Raw genomic sequence first — 22916 nt, 5'->3', positions numbered from 1 at the left:
TGGGGGTGAAATATTGAAAGAGCTAAAGCCAGAAATTATAAAAGCATTTGGATATAGATTAAAGACCTATACACCCTTTAGAAACTCCTTTATATGTAAAACGAATCAAGGGATAAAAATTATTAGAGCCGTAAATGAAGATATCCCTAATCTCCTTTTCCAACATAGTGCAAAAGAATACCTATATGCCAATGGATTTAAATGGATTGATAGATTTCATATTTCTGATAAAAATGCCCCCTACTATATTCACGATGGGGTAATATATATTATGACCGATTGGGTGGATGGAAGAGAATGCGACTTCGGAAATCCGATAGATATAAAAAAGGCGATTTCTAATTTAGGTTATATGCATAAAAAATCAAAGGGTATGACTGCAATTGAAGGGAGTAGGATTAGATATTATGGAGATGATTTACCCTTAATCTTTAGAAAAAGGGTAAAAGAATTTAATACAATGAAAAAAAAGATTAATAGGCAAAGCCATATGAGTGATTTTGATATATTATTTTTAAAACATCATAAGGATTATGAGGAATTTTCTTTGAAGGCTATAGAACATCTTAAGAAGGCTTATTACAGTGAAATAAGTAAAGAAATGAGAAAAAGCAAGTATATTTGCCATAATGATTATACATATCATAATCTGATTATGGTTTCCGAGGGACATTTATATGTGACCCATTTTGAAAAGTGTAAATATGGTCTTCCCGTTTACGATTTGGCCTCAGTATTAAAAAAGATAATGAAAAAGCACGGATGGAATATCCAAATGCTTAATGAACTTCTAGCATTGTATAATAAAGAATTTACTATAGAAGGCATGAAGAATATATTAATCAGTCTTTTAATTTTTCCTACTGATTTTTGGAAGACATGTAATAAGTATTATAATAGTAAAAGGGCGTGGCCATCTCGAAATCTTATAAGGAAACTCAATTCCATTGTGGAACAAAAAGAAAATTTAATAGAGTTTATAAGGTATATAGATAAATTATAAAAATTTATTGTTGAAAAATTCGTTATTTACTGGTATGATTACTGATAAATCATACAAAACACAATCATCGTCCTCTCCAATCTATGAACTTATCATAGATATTGAAATACCCTTTAGCCCTTTACAGATGAGTGTTTTGTGTGGTTCCCTTTTAAGAACCTGAAAAGGTTTCTTTTTTTTGTTTTATTATTGGTGTATAATACAATTGTCAGTTTATACGGCACAAAAATATAGGTTGAAAAGAGGGATTGTAGTGGCTAATAAAAAGAAAAATAATGCTAAATCACAATCAGATTTTATAAAGTTTATGCTTTTAACAGGGCTTGGAGGCTTGTTAATATTATTCATTATGTTTGGAATCTTTTATTCCATGATGGGAAAGGAAGATGGGTTTAAGAAGGAAGATAAGGGTATTTCTAGGGAAGATAAAGATCCCCAAAAGGGTGAAGAAACAGGAGAAATGGAGGAAACAATAGGAGTAGTAACTGGGGTAGATAGCAATAAAATAGAAATCATAAATATCGACACAGAAGAGCAATTAATCCTTAATATTGAGAGTGGAACAGAAATGAAGGATTTATATGGAAATGCCATGACCCTAAAGCAATTTAAAAAAGGGGATATAATCCAAACAAAATATGATAAGGGCAGTAGGGTCCCGAAATACTTTAGAATCAGCGGCGAGGCTTGGGAAAAGAAGGGGATTAGGGACGTAATAATAGATTTAGAATCAGAGACCATACAAGTAGGTAATGAAATATACTCCTATACCCACAGATTGATTACAATGTATAAAAATGATCCAATATCTTTAGAAGATATTAGTGCAATAGATAGAATAAGCCTAAAAGGTTATAAAAACAAAGCATTATTTATCGATCTTGAAACTTCCCATGGATATATAGCTGTAAACTCTTCCGATGAGGATGGAACGGTGGAAATAGATAATAATATATTTATAAGTATAAAAGAGGCAAAAAAGATAGAAGTTTTAGAGGGGAGCCATAAGGTAGTAATAAAAAGAACGGGTTATGAACCAGTCGTAAAAAATATTCAAGTAGATGCTGGACAGGTTCGGGAAATTGACCTAAAGGATATGAAAAAGAAAATTGGAAGACTCCAAGTAATAGCAAAGGGCACTACGGATTATAAGATATTTATTAATGACGTTGAATACCCTGCTAACGAAATTATATTGCTAGAATATGGGGATTATCATATGATAGTAAAAAAAGAGGGTTATAAAGACTGGAGCCGAGACTTTAAGGTGGAAAAAGAAGACAATAGAATTGAAATAAAATTAGAGGAAAATGAAATGGCTAAGATGGTTAAAGTGGTAGTTGATACCAATCCCCCAGGGGCAGAGGTATATATAGACGATACCTTTATAGGTACATCTCCTGTTGAACGGCAAATACCCTTTGGAGAACATAAGATTTCCCTTGTAAAGGAAGGATATAGTCCTATTCATTTCCCAGCTTCTCTAGAGGAAGGTAAAAAGGAAAAACAATTCTTATTTACCCTTCAAGAGGATAAAAAAGATACTGGCTCAGCCCTAGAAAATGGTAATATGGGAGAGTAAAACTGTAGTATAAATATAAATAAAATATGTATAAAGGGGTGGAAGACAATGGATTTTGTTAAAGGCTATGAGAGTTGGTTAAAAGATGATTATTTTGATGAGGAAACCAAAAATGAATTAATAAAAATAAAAAACGACGAGAATGAAATTAAAGAAAGATTCTATAAAGATTTGGAATTTGGTACAGGGGGTCTAAGGGGAATCATAGGGGCAGGAACAAATCGCATGAATAAATATACAGTTAGGAAGGCAACCCAGGGTCTTGCAAATTATATTTTAGATAAGGGATTGGAAAATACAGAAAAAGGCGTTGCTATTGCTTATGATTCAAGGCATTATTCAAAAGAATTTGCAACAGAAGCTGCCTTAGTCTTAAATGGAAGTGGTATTAAAACATATATATTTAAAGAACTAACCCCAACCCCAGAACTTTCTTTTGCTGTTAGATATTTAGGATGTGTAGCGGGGATTGTTATAACTGCCAGTCATAATCCACCAGAATATAATGGGTACAAGGTATATTGGTCCGATGGGGGACAGGTGCCACCGCCATTAGATGAGGAAATAATCAAAGAGGTTAATAAGATAACCGATTTTAGGCAAGTAAAGACCATAGATGAGATAGAAGCCAAGTCAAAAGGTCTTTTTAATGTAATAGGAGAAGAACTTAACGATGCCTATATCGAGGCAGTAAAGGGCCAAAGTATTAACAGGGATATTATTAAAAAGATGGCTTCTGATATTACCATTGTTTATACCCCTATCCACGGAACGGGAAATAAACCGGTTAGGAGGGTTTTAAAAGAAGTAGGCTTTGAAAATGTAATTATTGTTAAAGAACAGGAAAAACCCGATTCTAATTTTTCTACAGTATCATATCCTAATCCTGAGGATCCAGAGGCTTTTAAACTAGCTATCAAATTAGCAAAAGAAAACAATGCGGATATTATCATAGGCACTGATCCTGATGCAGATAGGATGGGGGTTTTAGTTCGGGACGAAAAGGGAGAATACATAGTTTTGACGGGAAATATGACAGGAGTCCTCTTAGCAGAATATATAATATCTGCTAAAAAGGCAAAGGATATCCTTCCAAGGAACGGAGCTCTTATTAAAACCATAGTGACAACAAGGATGGCTGAGGCTATTGCTAAAGAATACGATATTTCCTTATTTGAAGTATTAACGGGATTTAAGTATATTGGAGAAAAGATAAAATACTTTGAAGAAAGTGGGAAAAACGAATATTTGTTTGGTTTTGAGGAAAGTTATGGATATTTAGCTGGAACCTATGCTAGGGATAAGGATGCCGTAGTAGCTTCAATGCTAGCTTGTGAATTGGCGGCAGTTTATAAGGATAAGGGCATAACCTTATATGAAGGCTTACAAAATTTATATAAAAAATATGGGTATTATAAAGAATCCCTAAACTCTATTACTTTAAAAGGCATAGAAGGCCTAGAAAAAATCAAAACAATTCTTGAATTTCTAAGAAATAGTCCTCTTGTAGAATTTGCTGGAATGAAAATATTAGAAATAAAAGATTATGAAAAACAAATTGTAATAAATAAAGTAACCAACGAAGAAACTAAAATAAATCTTCCAAAATCCAATGTATTATATTTCAATCTAGAAAATAGTGCCTGGGTTTGTGCAAGACCGTCGGGGACAGAGCCAAAGATAAAGTTCTATTTTGGAGTCAAAGGAAATAGCGAAGAAGATGCCAATAAAAAACTAATGGATTTATCTAATTCGGTAATGAAAAAAATAGAGGGAATATGATTAAAAGTGTGCAGAGATTGCACACTTTTATATTTCTTAAGGATTTTTTTAAATTATAGGGACATACCAGAATAATAAGCTGTTCCCATTGCTATAATATTAAAGTATTGTAGATTTTCTATCATAGATTGCATAAGGAGATGACACCATGTCCACAGCCTTTTTATTAGATATAGCTATAATCTTAGTTTTTACAAAAGTCTTTGGATTAATTACCAGGAGGTTTAGTATGCCTCAAGTTTTAGGGGCACTTATAGCAGGAATTATACTAGGACCCGCAGGAATAAATTTTTTAAGGGAAACAGAATTTATTTCCCTAGTCGCAGAATTAGGAGTAATTGTCCTTATGTTTTCAGCAGGTCTTGAAACAGATATAAAGGAATTAAGAAAAAGTGGGAAGGCCTCTTTGGTTATAGCTATTATAGGAGTGGTAGTTCCATTGATAGGGGGAGCTTTGGTTTCTGTACTCTTTAATCAAAACTGGCTAGAGAATATATTTATTGGGGTTATTTTAACGGCTACATCGGTTAGTATTACTGTGGAAACCCTTCAGGAAATGGGAAAATTAAGGACTGAATCAGGAACAGCGATTTTGGGGGCTGCAGTAATAGACGATATATTAGGAATTATTATTTTAACCATAATAACCAGCACGGCTAGCCCCGATGCTCCGAGTATTTTAATGATACTCTTTAAAATAGTTGCATTTTTTATATTGGCTATAGGGGCAGGGGTTATATCCTATTATTTTTTTCAATGGCTTAGTAAGCAAGGGGGTAAAAAAAGAAGGATTCCAGTACTTGGACTTGCCTTTTGTTTAATCCTATCCTATGTCGCAGAGGAATTTGGGATAGCAGATATAACAGGGGCCTACATTGCAGGGTTAATTCTTTGCAACACCCTACAATCTCGCTATATACAAAGGAGAATAGGGATTCTTTCATACCTGTTTTTATCTCCGATTTTTTTCGCTAGTATAGGTATTAAAACTTCTATCGTGGGAATGAATAACACAATTATCATGTTTACGGTTTTATTAGTATTAGTTGCCGTATTTAGTAAAGTCCTTGGATGTGGACTAGGGGCTAAAATAAGTGGATATTCAACTAAAGAATCTTACAGAATAGGGGTAGGTATGATTTCAAGGGGGGAGGTTGCCCTTATCGTTGCCAATAAAGGAGCCGCAGTCGGATTGATGCCAGAGGCCTTTTTTGCCCCTGTAATAATTATGGTTATACTAACCACATTAATTACCCCAATATGGTTAAAGTTTGCATATAAGAAATAAGTCAAGGGGATTGTTTTTTTATAAAATGCGATATTCCAACAAGAATAAAGGGTAAGACATTTACACTTTATTTTTATGCACAGCAAGCCAACTTTTACATAATATGGATTATAGCCTTTGAAAGGAGGATCCATATGCTAAAGGTTGGAGATATCGTAGTTAGGAGGTCTTATGGCGGGGACTTATATTTTCGAATAACTGAAGTAACACCCTATGGAATAGTGAAATTATCAGGGCTTAATTATAGGATTTTGGCAGATGCCCCGTGGCAAGATTTGCAAAAAGTCTATTATAGCAATCCCCTAGATGATATCACTTTAATTAAAGCAGAAAAGACCATGAGAGGCATATTAAAAAAAAGATTATCAGAAGAAAATCAAAGAAGGGCTTCGGGAGAATCAATTTTAAAAAGGCCGGGGAAGGTTCTGCATGTAGATGGAGACCCATCATATTTAAAAGTCTGCTTAAAGTTTTACGAAGGACTGGGAATTGATGTCGTGGGTAAAGACATAGAAGAAAAGGATCATCCCTTAGAAATTTCATCTATGCTAAGAGAATATAGACCGGATATATTGGTAATAACCGGGCATGATTCTATAGTAAAGGGGACTAGTGATTATAAAAATATAAATAATTATAGGAATTCAAAGCATTTTGTTGAGACAGTAAAAAGAGCAAGAGAATATGAGCCCAATATGGATGAACTGGTAGTATTTGCTGGAGCCTGTCAATCAAATTATGAAGCTTTAATAGAGGCAGGGGCTAATTTTGCCAGTTCTCCGGAAAGAGTGATGATACATGCTTTAGATCCGGTTTTTATATGTGAAAAGATAGCATATGCTTCCATGGCAAAGATTCTTGCGATAGAAGAAATTATAGAAAATACCATTACGGGGCTAAAAGGAATAGGAGGTTTTCAAACAAGAGGAAAATATAGGGAAGGTGCACCAAGTATTTTGTAGTTTTTTGAAGATTTTTAGTTTAACATTTTTACGTATTTCTATTGACATACTATTGCCGATTTTGATATAATCAAAAATTTATTGACATTATTAAGAGGGTATGATATACTCTATAAAGTGACATAGGATGAGGTGATGTGAATGATGCTAAGGCAAGATCTTTCCCAGATTCGGAGAGATATCGAAGAATGTGTAGGTGAAAAGGTAAAGCTTAAAACCAATAAGGGTAGGCGCAAAACCGTCATCAATGAAGGAGTACTAGAGGATGCTTACTCAAGCGTTTTCGTAGTTAGGGTTAAAAATGCTTTTGAAAACAGCTTTAGAAGAATTTCCTACAGTTATACCGATATCCTAACTCAAACAGTAGAGCTTTCTTTTTATAATGAAGTAGAAAAAGAGCAAAGTCAATTTATATGATTTTGTTCTTTTTTAAAAGCTGGATTTTGACTAAAGATAGCAAATTTTGATTGATAAAAGTGTGCAAATTCTGTATGCTTTTATTTTTTTGTAAAAATATAAAATCGTAGTCATAAATTCCTTAGGATAAGTCATACATTTTATATAGACAAAGGTCCTTAAGGAGGGAAATTTATGTCATTAGAACTTATAAAGGAAACAATAGAATTTGACCGGCCCATTCGTAAAGAAACAGTTCAGGATATTGTAGAAGGAGATATTATTGTACCAGATATAAAACCCGATATGGTAAGGGTTTTACAAATGAATGGCAAGGTGGAATTAGAACAGGTTGACATTTTAGCAGATAGGATTAATTATAAAGGACAGATTAGGGTTTATGTACTATACGCTGCAGAAGGTTCTGAAAGGGTGGTACATAATATGACGGGGAGTCTGCCCCTGGATAACTTTATTAATATGGATGGAATTAAGAAAGAAATGAATTATACTATGGAGTATGATTTGGAACACTTGGATTATACTTGGATAAATAGCAGAAAAATTAGCGTGAAGGCTTTAGTTTCTATGAATGCCAATGTAACTGAAAGAAAGAAAAATGAGATAATCATTGGAGCTAATAGTAAGAATCCGGTTCAAATTCAAAAGCAAACTCTCACTTTTTATAATACGGCAGGATTAAATCAAGATAAAATGGTTATAAAAGACGAGCTGGCTGTACCTTCAGGAAAACCTAATATACAAGAAGTTTTAAAAAGTGATATTTGTCTTTCTAATAAGGAAGCTAAGGTAGGAGAGGATTCAGTTACCATAAAAGGTGATGTGAATATAAGAACCTTGTATGCAGGGGTTATGGGCGAAAATGAAATAGAATGCATAGATCATAAAATTCCTTACAATGGAACCATAGAATGTCCAGGGGCTAGTGAAGGTATGCATTGCAACACTGATATTAAAGTATTAAATCAATATATTCAAATTAGACCTGATTTAGATGGGGAAGAAAGAATACTGGAAGTGGAATTGGTTATATTAATTAGTATTAGATTAATTTCTGCGGAAAAGATAGAGGTTATAGATGATGCATATTGCCCGGGGAAAGAAATAAAAATAAACAAACAAAAACTTCCCTATCAAAGATTAATAAACAAAGATAGAGAAAGTATCGTATTAGAAGAATCCCTGACCCTAGATTCCGATGCCCCCAATATTGCCGAAATCTATAATATTTATGCTAAACCTAAGATAGAAGATATTCGCCTTATGGATGATAAGATAGGTTTAGAGGGTATAGCGGAAATAAAATTAATATATTTAACTGGAGAGAGGGAAAATCCGATTTATCTTTATGAAACAATGATGCCCTTTAAACAGACCATGGATATAGAGGGGGCATCAATCGATAAAAAGGTAGATATAAGGGTCGATGTAGATGATATTATGCATACTTTTAAATCAGAAAGAGATATTGGGGTTAAAATGATGTTCCAAGTAGATGCAGAAATTATGGATGAACAAGAAATAGATATTATAATTGATATGGCGGAAACAGAAATAGACCCCGATGTACTTATGAATATGCCGAGCCTGATAATATATATGGTACAGGATGGGGATACCTTATGGAAAATAGCAAAAAGATATAATACAACTATAGAAGAACTAACAGCCATTAATGATATTGAAGACCCCGAAAAAATCTATAAGGGACAGAAATTGCTAATAATTAAAAAACTATCGGCAATTTAAGGCTTGCTCATGCAGGCCTTTTATTTTTAATATAATATTATAAGTACATTCCTACCTGTTATTGACTTCTATTTGCAATAATGTATATAATATTAAGTATACCACTTAGGACTGGAATGATATGATGAGTACCATGCACCAAATAGAACTTAAAGCTAGGGCAAAGATTAATTTGACCCTTGATGTATTAGGCAAAAGACCCGATGGATATCATGATGTAGAAATGATTATGCAAAGTATTAACCTATATGACCATATTACCATTAGAAAAATGAGGGCTCCGGGGATTAAGCTAAAAACGAATTTAAAATGGCTCCCTGAGGATGGGAAAAATCTTGCATATAAAGCTGCCCAACTAATGACTGAAACTTATAGTATTAAGGATGGAATATTAATAGAACTTCAAAAGAGAATACCTGTAGCGGCGGGTCTTGCAGGAGGAAGCTCCGATGCAGCTGCGGTTTTTGTGGGACTCAATGCATTGTTTAATTTAAATATCCCAAAGAAAGAATTAATGGGCTTAGGTGTTAGATTAGGGGCAGATATACCCTATTGCATTTTAAGGGGAACAGCCCTAGCCCGAGGTATAGGGGAGAAACTCACAAAATTACCCCCCATGCCTTTTTGTTATTTAGTTATTGCTAAACCATCTATTAATGTATCTACGGCATATATTTATAAAAACCTTAAATTAAATGAACTATCTTTAAGGCCTGATACAAAAAAGGTTATTGAGGGCATCGAAAAAGGGGATTTAAATCTTATTGCTAAAAATCTTGGGAATGTATTAGAAAGCGTAACCATAAAGGAATATCCAGCTATTGATAGGATTAAACAGACCATGGTAGAATATGGGGCACTAGGCGCATTAATGAGTGGCAGTGGCCCATCAGTATATGGGATTTTTGAGGAAAAAAAACAGGCCCAGGCAGTTAGTAAGGAGCTTAAGCTTCATAACAAGGCAAAGGATGTATTTGTTACTACCATATTTAACAGGGAGAGATAACGATGGATAAAAATGCATTAAATTTGAATTTAGATGAATATCTTCCCCTTAGGGATGTTGTGTTTAATACACTTAGAAAAGCCATATTATCTGGAGACTTGCTTCCAGGGGAGAGACTTATGGAAAAACAATTGGCGGAAAAGATGGGGGTTAGCAGAACACCTATAAGAGAAGCCATAAGAAAATTAGAATTGGAAGGATTTGTTGTAATGGTGCCGAGAAAAGGGGCACAGGTCGCTAATATTACGGAAAAGGACATTCAAGATGTACTTGAGGTAAGGAGTGTATTAGAAGCTTTAGCTGTAAGGCTTGCCTGCGATAAGATGGAAAAGGAAGATTTGGGTCAGTTAAAGGAGACCATGGATATATTTTCTGATGCAGCTAAAGAAGAAGATGTGGATACTATGATTAAAAAGGATACAGAATTCCATGATATTATTTTTGGGGCAACCAAGAATGAAAAGCTTATTCAAATAGTAAATAATTTAAGGGAACAGATTCATAGATATAGAGTTGCATATTTAAAGAGTTTTGGTGACTTTAAAGCGATACAAGAAGAACATGAACAAATTGTTCATGCCATCGAAAATAAAAATCCAAGCCTAGCAGAAAAAGTTGCAACAGAACATATTAAAAATCAAGAAAGAGCAGTTATTAAGTATGTAAGAAGAGAAGCTGCAAAATAAAGCTTTCAGGAAAATTTCCTGAAGGCTTTTTTTGTGAATAAAATTAGTAAAAAATACAGAAAATGAAATAAATATAAAAAATATGATGGTGGTAATTTATGGGTCTTATATTCGAAAAAATAAAAAGTTTATATTCTGTATGGTTTATGGTATTAACTGTAGGAATTGGTGTTCTTACTATCTTTAATGATGCCATAGTTCTTAAATCAAAAAAATATGTAGAGGAAGCTAAATGGGCAAGATATATCGGCCTTATATATATTATAGGCGGATTGGGAGTTTTTATAGTCCTTAAAGTATTGAGCTAATGCTAATATGGAGGTTTAAGATGAGTAAAATTAAAAAGTGGTTTGGGAATAAACTCTACAATAAAAAAAGAGAGGATGTCTTTCATGACGCTGAAAATAAGATTACAATACCTCTTTCTAAAAATCTAAATGAAAATATAGAAAATCTTGAAATGCTTTTTAAGGATTGTGGCGATTTTGTAAGAAGAAAATTTCCCATAGGCAAAAATAAAAATGTAAATATGTTTATTGCATATATTGATTTAATGACAGACAGACAAATTATAGAAGGTTCCTTATTAGAACAGCTAATGATACAAGTTAGGCAGGTTCCACCCAGTATAGATGAGATAAAAACATCACTTTTCGATTTTATCCGTGATGGGGGAATTACAACTGCAGATATAAAAGAAGAAGATACACTAGATGCAGCCGCTTTAGCTATACTTTCAGGAGATACAGCACTTTTTATAGATGGCTATGCCAAGGTTATTATAGTAGCCACAAAGGGGTGGCCCGGCAGAGGTGTACAAGAGCCGGATTCGGAAATTGTTATAAGGGGGCCTAAGGAGGGCTTTAGTGAAGCCCTAAGGATAAATACTGTCCTTATAAGAAGAAGAATAAGGGATACAAAACTTAAAGTAAAGCAGCTTCAGATAGGAATTAGAAGCAGAACAGATATCGCTCTTATGTATATAGAGGATATAGTTAGACCAGATATATTAAAGGATTTAGAAGAACGTTTAAATAGATTTGAAATAGATGGAATATTAGATAGTGGATATATAGAACATCTTATAGAGGACGACTGGAAAACCCCTTTTCCACAAATTCAATCGACCCAACGGCCCGATAAGGCGGCTGCAGCCATATTAGAAGGAAGAATTGTCATTATCGTGGATACTACCCCTTTTGTACTCTTGGTTCCATCCACATTAAATAGCTTTTTTCAATCGGCAGAAGATTATTATCAGCGTTGGACTATTATGAGTTTTACTAGGGTTATCCGTTATATTGCAGCATTTTTTGCGGCAGCGATACCAGGATTTTATTTAGCCTTAACGGATTACCATCCTTCTATGATACCGACTCCTCTTACTATGGCTATAGCGGCATCGAGGGAAGTAGTCCCTTTTCCCTCAGTCGTAGAAGTCGTATTGATGGAATTGGCATTTGAGCTTCTTAGGGAAGCAGGAACAAGGCTCCCAGGGCCCATAGGAAGCACCATCGGGATTGTAGGGGGGATTATCATTGGACAGGCTGCTGTTGAAGCTAAAATAGTTAGCCCGGTTGTAGTCATAATTGTGGCGGTTACGGCTATCTCTAGTTTTGCCATTCCCGATAATTCTCTAACCGTGGGTCTAAGACTTGTAAAGTATCTTATTATCATATCTTCAGCGACCCTTGGTCTTTATGGATTTTTGCTTGGAAGTTTGATTGTATTGATTCATCTTGTTTCCTTAAAGAGTTTTAATATCCCATATATGTCTCCCTATGTTTCTTCCGGCATCAATGAATATGAAGATTTGAAGGACTCTATCTTTAGGTTGCCTATATTTATGATGAGAAGAAGGCCAATTTTTGCTAGACCTAATGAAAGAATACGTTTAAGAATAGATAAAAAAAAGAATGAGTAGGAGGGCATTATGTTTTCTAAAAATGATAAGGCTTCTATTAGACAAGTAGAAATACTACTCATTTTAGATTTATTTAGTACATCCGTACTTTTTTTTCCTAGGAGTGCGGCTGAATTTGCAAATCAGGATGCGTGGATAATTGTTATTCTTTCAACTTTACTGGCATTTGTTTATGGATACCTTGTAACAGAAATAGCTATGAGATTTCCGGGGGATACCTTTGTTGAGTTTTCTTCTAAAATACTATCAAAACCTATTGGAATTATCTTAAGCAGTCTTTTAGCTATAAAATTATGTTTTAGTATATCCCTTGAGCTAAGGGTGTTTGGAGAATTGACAAAACAGGTCCTCCTACCTAGGACTCCCATTGAGATTATAATAGCCTCCATGCTTTTAATATGTTCCTATATGGTTCGAAAAGGTTATGAGTGTAGGGCGAGACTTGGAGAAATTCTTATATTTATTATGTTTATTCCCCTAATTATTATTTTGATATTTGTAATTCCGGATACAGATTTTTCCAATCTGATGCCTGTGTTTACAACACCCATTCCTAAAATGCTAGAGGGAATGTATTTTATGGCATTTACCTATACCCCTGTGGAACTACTTTTGATGGTTGCTCCGCTTGTGAATAATCCTAAAAAGTTAAGGAGGGTCTCTTTTACCGCCATAGGAGCTGTTGGGGTTATGAGTACCATTTTAGTTATAATCACCATAGGAGTTCTTGGCTCCATAGGGACAAAACAGCAAATATGGCCTGTTATGACCTTAATGCAAGTAATAGAAATCCCCGGTGCTTTTATTGAAAGACAAGATGCTCTTATGATGATTTTTTGGATTTTATCTGTGTTCTCATTTATCAGTGCGGGCTTATATTTTATTAGCTTGATTATTACAAGGCTTATCAAAGCTAGGGAACAGCGATTTTTAGTACTTCCCTTAGTACCTGTTTTATATTTTATATCTCTTATTCCTAATAATATTGTAGAAACTTTAGAATGGACAAAACTTATTAGAAACTATTTTAGGATTTTGTTTATTCTTCCCATACCTCTCATTCTTCTGATTATTGCAAGGGTAAGAAAGCTAGGTGAACCCATTGAAAAGAAATAAGATATTTATTTTATCCACTATACTAATAGTGACTATACTTACAGGCTGCTGGGATAGAATGAGCATAGATAGAAGGGCATTTGTCTTAGCGATAGGTATAGATAAATTTATATTTGATGAAGAAAAAGATGATCCTAATTTGAATACCCATTGGACAAAATTCAGGGTAGCTTTTAGTATCCCTAACCTTCCAAAACTTGTAGGTCAGCAAGGGGTAACTGAAGAACCAAGATATGCCAAGGTTAGTACAGGACCAACATTTTCTAATACCTATAAAGGATTAGAAGGACGCATTAACAAGACAATTTATTTTGGACATACTAAGGCAATAGTATTAGGTGATGAACTTCTAAAGGATAAAGCCTTATTTAAAGAGGTTTTAGATATTTTTTTAAGGAATTCAGAATTTAGTAGAAGTATTCCCATTGTAGCAATCGATGGTGCCGCAGAGGATGTTGTCAAGGTTCACCCCGATATGCAGCCCATGATAGGAATGCATATTACACAGTTATTTGAAAACAACCAAGGGGAAACCATACGTTTTGAAGAAAAAACCTTAGGAGAACTTATTAAAAGCCTTCAAGAAGATAAAATGGCAATCATTCCTCAAATACATCTTGGGGAAAAAGATATTAAAATTGCCGGGGCAGCAATTATTAAAGATTATGAATTAGCAGGATGGCTTGACGATAGGCAGATAAAGGGAATTCTTTGGATCAAAAAGAAAAATAGAAGGCTAGAGGTTAGTGCTCCTTATAAGGATTTCCATGTTGCATATCATGTATCTAGCGCCAAGTCCAAGATAAGATTTAATGAAGATAACGGGAAGCTGTCTTGTAATATCATAATTGAAGCAGAGGGAAACCTTGATGAATATATACTTGATGAAAGTGCATTGGACAATAAGGAAATTAAAAAGATTGAAATGGCATTTGAAAAGGTTATAAAAGAAGAAATCCGTAACTCCCTTAGAGTACTTCAGGAAGAATATAAGGCAGATGTAATAGAAATAGGAAAAGAATTAGAAAGGCAAGATTACAAAAGGTGGAATAAGGTAAAGGATAACTGGGAAGAAGAATTTCAAGAGATGGATTTTATAATTGATATCCATGTAAAAATCCGCCGTATAGGACAGGCAAAATAAATTTATGGTATAAAAGGATTATAAATGGAAACAATAAAAATATACCAAAAAGGGGGAATTATTAATGAAAATAATCAACTGGTTTAAAAGGGAAAAATCCATACTCCTTGTATCTATAATCCTAGGAAGTATCATTACAGGAGTCATTTTAAATTATACTAAAGGATACTCAGAAGCCATCCAAACTTCCTTAGCAAATCATGTTATTAGATTTCATGTCGTAGCAAATAGTGATTCTAGAGAAGACCAAGAAATGAAGATAGAAGTAAGGGATGCTATTTTAGAAGAAATGACTCCCCTACTTTCTACCTCTGATAAAATAGAGGTAACAAGAGACATCCTTATTAAAAATAGCAATAAGATGGAAGAAATAGCAAAGGAAATAATAAAGAAATGGGGTAAAAATTATCCTGTTAAAGTTACCTTAGGCCCTGCGGTATTTCCAACGAAGCAATATGGAGATATCATTCTTCCAACAGGGGAGTATGAAGCGCTAAAAGTATCCATAGGGAAAGCTACAGGAAAGAACTGGTGGTGTGTTATGTTTCCTCCTCTTTGTTTTGTTGATGTGACCCACGGGGTAGTCCCGGAAGATACGAAGGAGGATTTAAAACAGGTTCTTAGTGAAGAAGAATATAAAATAATAACCCAAGCAGCTTATGAAGAGGAAATTCCCATTAAAATAAAGTTTAAAATCGTGGAATGGTGGCAAGGGAAAAAGGTCAACAAGAAATATCAATTTGTTGAAAAAGGATTATGATAATTTCATAATTCTTTTTTAATTACTGGAATTCTAAATATCAACCTTCTATCATTTTAAACGTAGGGAAGAATCTTTAAAAAGTTTGTATTGCATAAAACTCATATTTTGATTATCATTATAATAAATTTTATGCAATTAAGAATTGGAGGCAGATAAGTGAACCGAATTGATCATACAAAAACCCCTCTATTTACGGCTCTAAAAGAACATATGGATAAGGATATTGTACCCTTTCATGTGCCAGGACATAAATATGGTCATGGAAATCCGGAACTTTTAGAGTTTTTAGGTGAAAATACAATGAAGGCGGATGTAAATGGGATGGAGGATCTTGATAATGCCTGTAACCCCATTTCAGTTATTAAGGAAGCAGAGGAATATTTAGCAGATGCCTTTGGGGCTGAGAGTGCATACTTTTTAGTAAATGGCACAACCTCGGGAATACAGGCCATGATTATGAGTGCCGTAAGACCAGGGGAGCAGATAATTATTCCAAGGAATGCACATAAGTCAACTATAGGAGGCGTCATTTTATCTGGAGCAATCCCAATATATGTACCCTCAGAGATTAATGAAGAATTGGGCATTGCCATGGGAGTGGCAGCATCTGTTATAAAAAAAGCAGTAGAAATCCATGATTTCGCAAAGGCAGTTTTTGTTGTTAATCCTACATATTATGGAGCAGTATCAGACCTTAAGGCAATCGTGAGAAGTGCCCATAGAAATGGTACGGCAGTTTTGGTAGATGAGGCCCATGGAGCCCATATGCATTTTCATGATGACTTTCCTTTGACAGCTATGGAGGTCGGGGCAGATATGAGTGCATGTAGCACCCATAAAACAGGGGGCAGCTTAACCCAAAGTTCAGTCCTACTTCTTAGGGGAAATATGATTGAGAAAGAAAAAGTAAAACAGGTAATCAATTTAACTTTTACAACTAGTGCTTCGTACCTACTTATGGCCTCCATTGATACGGCTAGGAAGCTACTAGCCACTAAGGGGGAGGGGATGTTAGAAGAAACCCTAGGGCTCTGTAGGTATGCTAGAAAGAGGTTAAATGAAATAGAAGGAATATATGCCTTTGGAAGAGAACTAATAGGAAATCCCGGTTGCTATGATTTGGATGAAACCAAGTTAGGGATTCATGTTAGAAGACTTGGAATCAGTGGCTTTGAAATGGAAAAAGTCTTAAGAGATGAATATAGTATACAAGTCGAAATGTCTGATATATACAATGTTATGGCTGTTATAAGTTTGGGAGATAAAAAAGAAGATATAGACAAACTGGTGGATGCAGTGGCAGATATTGCAAAGAAAAGGGGAGTCCATGATGTAAAAAATATAATTTGCCTTCCCGATATGCCAGAACTTATAGTATCACCAAGGGATGCTTTTTATAGCCATAAAAGGGCAATCCCCTTAGAGGAATGTGCAGGGGAAATTTGTGCCGAGATGATTATGGCATATCCTCCGGGTATTCCGATAATATGCCCGGGAGAAAGAATTACCAAAGATATTATAGACTATGTAAAGATTTTGAAAGAGGAAAATTGTCAGATGCAGGGAACGGCAGATCCCTATGTAAATTATATAAGAGTCCTTGGAAGAAGTATAGGAGAATAAAAACAGATGCATTATGCATCTGTTTTTATTCTCCTTTTTGGATAAAAAACTATATTTTCACAAATACTATTATGGAAATAAAGGCGAACTAGGAGGCTCACGATGAATACAAAGAAAATTGCCATAAGCTTACTTATTATTGGCGCGATAATAAGCAGCTCAGCAGCATTATTTACTTCATATATTACTCCGGAGTCGGTAGAAGCTATTACATATACCTGGGGTTCGGAGGGAAGTGGGGTCAGACAGATTCAAACTAAATTAAAGCAATGGGGGTATTATTATGGCAATGTAGATGGGAAATACGGATACAAGACCTGGGCAGCTGTAAGAAAGTTTCAACAAAAACATGGCATAAAAGCAGATGGTATAGCGGGGCCGGTTACCTTAAGTAAAATTGGCATTAGTACAGGAGTAGGCACTTCCGGCAGCAAAAAAATATACTCCTGGGGCTCTAGGGGTGAGACAGTCCGTGAGATTCAAAGAAGGCTAAAAAACTGGGGTTATTATAAGGGCAATATAGACGGGGTATATGGTTATGGAACTTGGTCTGCTGTAAGAGGTTTCCAAAGAAAAAATGGAATTACAGTGGATGGGGTGACAGGTAGTGCTACCTTAGCCGCTTTAGGAATCCCCACAGGCCATACTGCTTCTGAGGGAAATAAGAACGTACACCTCTTAGCCGCTGCAATCCACGGAGAAGCTAGGGGGGAACCCTATACAGGGAAAGTAGCTGTGGGGGCGGTTATATTAAATAGAGTCAGACATTCGTCCTTTCCTAATTCTATTGCAGGAGTAATTTATCAACCGGGGGCATTTGATGCCGTAAAAGACGGTCAAATAAACCTGACTCCGGATGAAGGTTCTATTAAAGCAGCAAAAGATGCTCTAAATGGCTGGGATCCTTCAGGGGGGCGATATATTATTGGAATCCGTCAACGGCAACTAGCAAATGGATATGGTCAAGACCAATTATAACTCAAATAGGAGAGCATGTATTTGCAAAATAGATACAGGAGGTAGGTTATGGATTTTAAAAAGATATCACTTATAGTACTTTCTGCCGTTATGATAATTAATCTTGGTTTTAGTGGGTGGGTTTATTTAGTTACCCCTAAGACCATAGAGGCTGCTACGTATACCTGGGGCTCGGAAGGAGATGTAGTAAGGCAGATACAGCAAAAACTAAAGCAATGGGGATATTATACAGGTAATGCAGATGGCAAATACGGGTATAAAACTTGGGAGGCTGTTAAGTCCTTTCAATCTAAAAATGGATTAAAGGCAGATGGCATAGCAGGACAGCAAACCCTTGAAAAAATAGGAATTCAAGTTAAAGATAATTCACAAAGAGGGGGAGGAGATTCAGCCTCAGGTAAGGATGTGAGGCTTATGGCATCGGCTATCCATGGGGAAGGAAGGGGAGAGCCCTATGAAGGTCAAGTTGCAATTGGAGCAGTGATTTTAAACAGGGTAAGGCATTCATCTTTTCCCAACACCATAGCGGGGGTAATCTATCAACCAGGGGCATTTGATGCTGTGAAAGATGGTCAGATTAATCTAGACCCGGGGGACTCCTCCCTTAAAGCGGCAAGGGATGCCTTAAATGGGTGGGATCCTACCGGTGGGGCGATATATTATTGGAACCCTGCAACAGCTAAAAGTAAATGGATTTGGTCAGTACCGATTACGAAACGAATAGGAAAGCATGTTTTTGGTAAAAAATAAGATACTAAGAAGGTGAATTTTTTGAAAGAAAGAAATAACAAATTTTATCAATGGAAAAAACAATTATCCAGAGTCCAAATGTATAGTATTACAATGGTGGTTTTGGCTCTTACTCTGGGTTTTGGCATATACCAGTATAAGCAAAAGCTAAATTATAGACAATATTTACAAAATCGTTTCCAAAAGTCTTTTTATGAAACGGTTACCTATGTAGACAATATGGATAATTTGCTATCAAAAACAAAACTCACTAAAAATCCCGATCAAAGTGCTCCAATATTTGCTCAGATTTGGAGAGAAGCTTCCTCAGCCCAAGGAAACCTGGGGGATTTACCTTATCAGCATGCTAGTATTTCAAAAGCCTTAAAGTTTCTATCCCAAGCCAGTGACTTTTCCTTTGCCATGACGAATAAGGCAATAGGAGGGCATGAATTAGATAAAGAAGACTGGGAAAAGGTATCTCAGATACAAAAATATGCAAAGGCTCTTTCTAAGGAATTAAATAATATAAAGCAAGAAATCAATAATGGCAGCAGAATAGACTGGGAAAAGGTAGAAAAGGCGGGATATCAAGATTTGGCTAAGGGGGAAGGTAAGAAAATAACAGGTTCAATATCGGAGGTTAGTAAGCAATTCCAGGATATTCCTACATTAATTTACGATGGCCCCTTCTCAGACCATATAGAAAAGATGGAACCTAGGATGCTTAGGAATAAAAGAAAGATTACAAAAGAAGAAGGAGAAAAAATAGTTGAAGATTTTATAGGTAAAGATAAAATTAATTCCATTAAACAAACAGGTCAAACAGATACAAAGGTAGAACACACAATCCCAGTATATAGTTACCAAGTAATTTTAAAAAATCAAGATGAACCGACAATTTCAGTGGATGTGACTCAACAAAAAGGTATGATTCTTTGGATGTTAAATTACACAGAAGCACAGTCTTCCGGAAAGGAAATAAATCTAGAGGAAGCTAGAAAAAAGGCGGAGCAATTTCTAAAGGAAAAAGACTATCCCCATATGAAGCCTAGTTATTATGAAAAAGTAGATAGTACGGTTGTTATAAATTTTGCTCCTCAAATAGACGAAGTAATAATGTACCCCGATTTAATTAAAGTAAAGGTATCCATGAATAATGGAGAGATAATAGGTTTTGAATCTTTGGGGTATATAATGATGCACCACGATAGAAAGTTGCCAGAAATAAAATTAACTGAAGAAGAAGCAAGGGAAAAGATAACCTCCAATTTTAAAATCCAAAAAGTAAATATGGCAGTTATTCCATTAGAATCTAAAAGGGAGGTACTTTGCTACGAGTTTAAGGGCGTACATGAAAAAAATCCATTCATAGTTTATATTAATGCTGAAAATGGAAGGCAAGAAAAGATATTACAAATAATACAAAATAAAAATTCAGTCCTAACCCAATAAAACAAGGCACATTCATGTGCCTTGTTTTATTGGGTTTTTATCTATAATAAAAGAACTTGAATTCATTAACATAAAACATTAAAATGTATAGGTAATGGGCATAAGTGATAAAATCCTTCATTATGCCTGAGCATAAAAATATGATAAATAATAAATTATACATATTTATGATTCTAATAAGCCTAAGGTCATACAATAATACTATATATCATTTGAAAAGAGGGATTGGATTGAATAATAAAAAGACAGTAGTTGTACTTTTTGGGGGACAGTCCTCGGAACATGAGGTTTCCTTAGTATCTGCCAAAAATGTAATAAGCAGTATTGATACAAATAAATACTTTGTTCTTACCGTAGGTATAACAAAAAAGGGTAAGTGGATGTTATATAACGGTCCTATTAAACATATAGAATCAGGGGAATGGGAAAGATTTGCAACCCCTGCCTTTATAAGTCCCGATGCTACCATTAAGGGTTTAGTGAAAATTGCTGGGGATAAATTTAAAATAATTCCTATAGATGTGGTGTTTCCTGTACTTCATGGCATGTATGGAGAAGATGGGACCATCCAGGGAATGCTAGAAATGGCAAATATCCCATATGTGGGGTGTGGGGTTTTAGCCTCGGGTATTTCTATGGATAAGGTATATACCAAAATTATTATAGAAAAACAAAATATTGCGCAAGCTTTATATACCGTCGTATATAAGGAAGAATTAAAGAATATAAATGATACGGTATCAAGGATAGAAGATGTTATTGCCTATCCATGTTTTATTAAACCTTCCAATGCAGGTTCATCTGTAGGGATAACTAAGGCTCATAATAGGGAAGAATTAATAAAGGGTCTAAATATAGCAGCCCTTCATGATAGAAAGATACTAATAGAAGAGACCATAATAGGTAGGGAAGTAGAGTGTGCCGTTCTAGGAAATGAAGATGTATCTGCCTCAGGAGTGGGTGAAATAATTCCAGCTGCAGAATTCTATGATTACGATGCAAAATATAACAATAATGAATCAAAAACAATATTAACCCCAAATTTAGAAAAGGAAATTGTCGATGAAATTAGAGCCAAAGCGATACGTATATTTAAGGCTGTTGAAGGTTTAGGGTTATCAAGGGTCGACTTTTTTGTGGAAAAAGATACTAATAGGGTGATTTTTAACGAAATAAATACGATGCCTGGTTTTACCTCCATCAGTATGTATCCTATGCTTTGGGAGAATGCTGGTATTCCAAAGCAGAAACTTTGTCATACACTTATTGAATTAGCTCTAAAAAAAGTAGAAAACTAATGGAGAAGGGGAATACAAATGGACAATCGTCCCATAGGAATATTTGATTCAGGGGTCGGGGGGCTTACAGTAGTTAGCGAGATACTAAAGGTGCTTCCTAATGAAGAAATAATATACTTTGGAGATACTGCAAGGGTCCCTTATGGAAGTAAATCTAAAGAAACTGTAACTAAATATTCAAAACAAATTATTAGGTTCCTACTTACAAGGAATATTAAGGCAATTATTATTGCCTGTAATACAGCTAGCTCCAACAGCTTAGAAGATGTACAAAACACTTTTCAGATTCCTATTATAGGAGTGGTTGGGCCCGGGGCTGTTATGGCATATAAGACGACTAGAAATAGCCGAGTGGGGATTATTGGCACAGAAGCAACCATAAGGTCAAAAAGCTACACAAATGCTATTAAAAAGTACAATGGAAATATAAAAACCTTTTCATCTTCATGCCCCTTATTTGTTCCCTTAGCAGAGGAGGGCTGGACAGATAACGATATTGCTTATTTAGTAGCTAAAAAATATTTAGAGCCATTTTATGAAAAAAGAATAGATACACTAGTCCTTGGGTGTACCCATTACCCTCTTCTTATGGGGGTTATACAAGATGTAATTGGGCCTGAGGTTAAATTAGTAAATCCTGCTCTAGAGGCCGCAATGAATCTAAAGGAACTTTTAGCAAATAAAAAGGGCTTAAGAGAATCAGAAAGTTCTCCTAATCATTTTTTCTATGTCAGTGATAATACAACAAAGTTTGAACAAATAGCAGCCATTGTTCTTAAAAAAATGATACCGCCAGTGCAAAAAATAGATATAGAAAAGTACTAAGAAGGAGTAAATCATGAAAAATACACAAAAGGGTCAGAAAGTTATTTTATCCATACTAGGAACACAAAAATACGAAGGGCATGAGGATGCTGTTGAAATAGTTGCCCCAGGATATTATTATATAAAAAATAATAAAGAATATCTAACATATAAAGAGGAAAATGAAGACAAAGAAGATACAGTGACTACAATAAAGATTGATAATGGTAAGGTGTCGGTTATGAGGTTTGGGGGGATTAATTCCAATATGACCTTCGAGCTTAATAAAAAGCATACAACTTACTATGATACTAGTCAGGGAGCTTTGGTTATTTCCGTCTTAGCTAAAAAAATTAATACAGATTTATATGAGGGGGAAGGTGAAATTAAAATCACTTACGAAATGGAGATAAATCACGCATCCATGGGAATAAATTTTTTAAATATAAAGATTAATTCTACAGTTAATCAGGAAAGGACCATACCTACTTCCTGTTATTTAGAACATAATGGAGAAACTAAGAACCTTCGCTCTACCCAGGATGACTGGAGTTAATTGTATTAAGCTGCCATTCTGAGCGTAGTGAAGAATCTTAAAAAAGTATAG

At 34.9% G+C, this 22916-nt stretch carries 20 protein-coding genes and 1 pseudogene; all 21 read left to right on the top strand.

The window, feature by feature from the left end; genetic code table 11:
- The first annotated feature begins 13 nt into the window (after positions 1–13).
- On the top strand, positions 14–1003 hold the full coding sequence (locus GX308_08110; protein NLK22031.1) for a CotS family spore coat protein: 990 nt from the start codon (positions 14–16) through the stop codon (positions 1001–1003).
- A 253-nt stretch (positions 1004–1256) separates the two neighbouring features.
- Complete coding sequence (locus GX308_08105; GenBank protein ID NLK22030.1) at positions 1257–2585, top strand: PEGA domain-containing protein; 1329 nt, start codon at positions 1257–1259, stop codon at positions 2583–2585.
- Positions 2586–2633: 48 nt separating this feature from the next.
- A complete protein-coding gene (locus tag GX308_08100; GenBank protein ID NLK22029.1) occupies positions 2634–4367 on the top strand; it encodes a phospho-sugar mutase in 1734 nt (577 codons plus the stop codon).
- Positions 4368–4515: 148 nt separating this feature from the next.
- Entirely contained in the window at positions 4516–5655 is a 1140-nt protein-coding gene (locus tag GX308_08095; protein ID NLK22028.1) for a cation:proton antiporter, read from the top strand.
- 134 nt (positions 5656–5789) lie between these two features.
- On the top strand, positions 5790–6617 hold the full coding sequence (gene yabG / locus GX308_08090; GenBank protein ID NLK22027.1) for a sporulation peptidase YabG: 828 nt from the start codon (positions 5790–5792) through the stop codon (positions 6615–6617).
- Positions 6618–6758: 141 nt separating this feature from the next.
- Positions 6759–7034 (top strand): Veg protein, encoded by a 276-nt coding sequence (locus GX308_08085; GenBank protein ID NLK22026.1) that lies wholly within the window; start codon positions 6759–6761, stop codon positions 7032–7034.
- Positions 7035–7208: 174 nt separating this feature from the next.
- Entirely contained in the window at positions 7209–8783 is a 1575-nt protein-coding gene (locus GX308_08080) for a DUF3794 domain-containing protein (protein NLK22025.1), read from the top strand.
- Between the two features lie 124 nt (positions 8784–8907).
- Entirely contained in the window at positions 8908–9789 is an 882-nt protein-coding gene (locus tag GX308_08075) for a 4-(cytidine 5'-diphospho)-2-C-methyl-D-erythritol kinase (GenBank protein ID NLK22024.1), read from the top strand.
- A 2-nt stretch (positions 9790–9791) separates the two neighbouring features.
- Positions 9792–10475 (top strand): GntR family transcriptional regulator, encoded by a 684-nt coding sequence (locus tag GX308_08070; GenBank protein ID NLK22023.1) that lies wholly within the window; start codon positions 9792–9794, stop codon positions 10473–10475.
- 98 nt (positions 10476–10573) lie between these two features.
- Positions 10574–10783 carry a hypothetical protein gene (locus tag GX308_08065; protein ID NLK22022.1) on the top strand — a complete coding sequence of 70 codons (210 nt, stop codon included), beginning with the start codon at positions 10574–10576 and terminating at the stop codon, positions 10781–10783.
- A 20-nt stretch (positions 10784–10803) separates the two neighbouring features.
- Complete coding sequence (locus GX308_08060; protein ID NLK22021.1) at positions 10804–12399, top strand: spore germination protein; 1596 nt, start codon at positions 10804–10806, stop codon at positions 12397–12399.
- A gap of 9 nt (positions 12400–12408) precedes the next feature.
- Positions 12409–13515, top strand: a complete 1107-nt coding sequence (locus GX308_08055) for an endospore germination permease (protein ID NLK22020.1) — start codon at positions 12409–12411, stop codon at positions 13513–13515.
- Positions 13502–14659, top strand: coding sequence for a Ger(x)C family spore germination protein (locus GX308_08050; protein ID NLK22019.1), 1158 nt, complete (start codon positions 13502–13504; stop codon positions 14657–14659). The genes GX308_08055 and GX308_08050 overlap by 14 nt, the downstream gene beginning before the upstream one ends.
- Before the next feature lie 64 nt (positions 14660–14723).
- Positions 14724–15419 (top strand): stage II sporulation protein R, encoded by a 696-nt coding sequence (spoIIR, locus tag GX308_08045; protein ID NLK22018.1) that lies wholly within the window; start codon positions 14724–14726, stop codon positions 15417–15419.
- Positions 15420–15578: 159 nt separating this feature from the next.
- Positions 15579–17045, top strand: coding sequence for an aminotransferase class I/II-fold pyridoxal phosphate-dependent enzyme (locus GX308_08040; GenBank protein ID NLK22017.1), 1467 nt, complete (start codon positions 15579–15581; stop codon positions 17043–17045).
- A 402-nt stretch (positions 17046–17447) separates the two neighbouring features.
- Positions 17448–18055, top strand: a pseudogene (gene sleB / locus GX308_08035) (spore cortex-lytic enzyme).
- Between the two features lie 16 nt (positions 18056–18071).
- On the top strand, positions 18072–18773 hold the full coding sequence (gene sleB, locus GX308_08030; GenBank protein ID NLK22016.1) for a spore cortex-lytic enzyme: 702 nt from the start codon (positions 18072–18074) through the stop codon (positions 18771–18773).
- 21 nt (positions 18774–18794) lie between these two features.
- Positions 18795–20207, top strand: coding sequence for a germination protein YpeB (gene ypeB / locus GX308_08025; protein ID NLK22015.1), 1413 nt, complete (start codon positions 18795–18797; stop codon positions 20205–20207).
- A gap of 167 nt (positions 20208–20374) precedes the next feature.
- Positions 20375–21505, top strand: coding sequence for a D-alanine--D-alanine ligase (locus GX308_08020; protein NLK22014.1), 1131 nt, complete (start codon positions 20375–20377; stop codon positions 21503–21505).
- An 18-nt stretch (positions 21506–21523) separates the two neighbouring features.
- Positions 21524–22330: a glutamate racemase gene (locus GX308_08015; protein ID NLK22013.1), complete on the top strand. Its 807-nt coding sequence runs from the start codon at positions 21524–21526 to the stop codon at positions 22328–22330.
- A gap of 13 nt (positions 22331–22343) precedes the next feature.
- Complete coding sequence (locus GX308_08010; GenBank protein NLK22012.1) at positions 22344–22865, top strand: DUF1934 domain-containing protein; 522 nt, start codon at positions 22344–22346, stop codon at positions 22863–22865.
- Positions 22866–22916: the final 51 nt, after the last annotated feature.

Source organism: Candidatus Epulonipiscium sp. (genome assembly GCA_012519205.1).
GTDB lineage: Bacteria > Bacillota > Clostridia > Lachnospirales > Defluviitaleaceae > JAAYQR01.
The sequence above is the reverse complement of the archived record's forward strand: the minus strand, read 5'-3'. Positions and strand labels throughout refer to the sequence as shown.

Bases quoted from the DNA above. Each gene is read 5' to 3' on its own strand.
- GX308_08100 (NLK22029.1), top strand. From the start codon at position 2,634: ATGGATTTTGTTAAAGGCTATGAGAGTTGGTTAAAAGATGATTATTTT.
- GX308_08095 (NLK22028.1), top strand. From the start codon at position 4,516: ATGTCCACAGCCTTTTTATTAGATATAGCTATAATCTTAGTTTTTACA.
- yabG (NLK22027.1), top strand. From the start codon at position 5,790: ATGCTAAAGGTTGGAGATATCGTAGTTAGGAGGTCTTATGGCGGGGAC.
- GX308_08085 (NLK22026.1), top strand. From the start codon at position 6,759: ATGATGCTAAGGCAAGATCTTTCCCAGATTCGGAGAGATATCGAAGAA.
- GX308_08080 (NLK22025.1), top strand. From the start codon at position 7,209: ATGTCATTAGAACTTATAAAGGAAACAATAGAATTTGACCGGCCCATT.
- GX308_08075 (NLK22024.1), top strand. From the start codon at position 8,908: ATGAGTACCATGCACCAAATAGAACTTAAAGCTAGGGCAAAGATTAAT.
- GX308_08070 (NLK22023.1), top strand. From the start codon at position 9,792: ATGGATAAAAATGCATTAAATTTGAATTTAGATGAATATCTTCCCCTT.
- GX308_08065 (NLK22022.1), top strand. From the start codon at position 10,574: ATGGGTCTTATATTCGAAAAAATAAAAAGTTTATATTCTGTATGGTTT.
- GX308_08060 (NLK22021.1), top strand. From the start codon at position 10,804: ATGAGTAAAATTAAAAAGTGGTTTGGGAATAAACTCTACAATAAAAAA.
- GX308_08055 (NLK22020.1), top strand. From the start codon at position 12,409: ATGTTTTCTAAAAATGATAAGGCTTCTATTAGACAAGTAGAAATACTA.
- spoIIR (NLK22018.1), top strand. From the start codon at position 14,724: ATGAAAATAATCAACTGGTTTAAAAGGGAAAAATCCATACTCCTTGTA.
- sleB (NLK22016.1), top strand. From the start codon at position 18,072: ATGGATTTTAAAAAGATATCACTTATAGTACTTTCTGCCGTTATGATA.
- GX308_08020 (NLK22014.1), top strand. From the start codon at position 20,375: ATGATTCTAATAAGCCTAAGGTCATACAATAATACTATATATCATTTG.
- GX308_08015 (NLK22013.1), top strand. From the start codon at position 21,524: ATGGACAATCGTCCCATAGGAATATTTGATTCAGGGGTCGGGGGGCTT.
- GX308_08010 (NLK22012.1), top strand. From the start codon at position 22,344: ATGAAAAATACACAAAAGGGTCAGAAAGTTATTTTATCCATACTAGGA.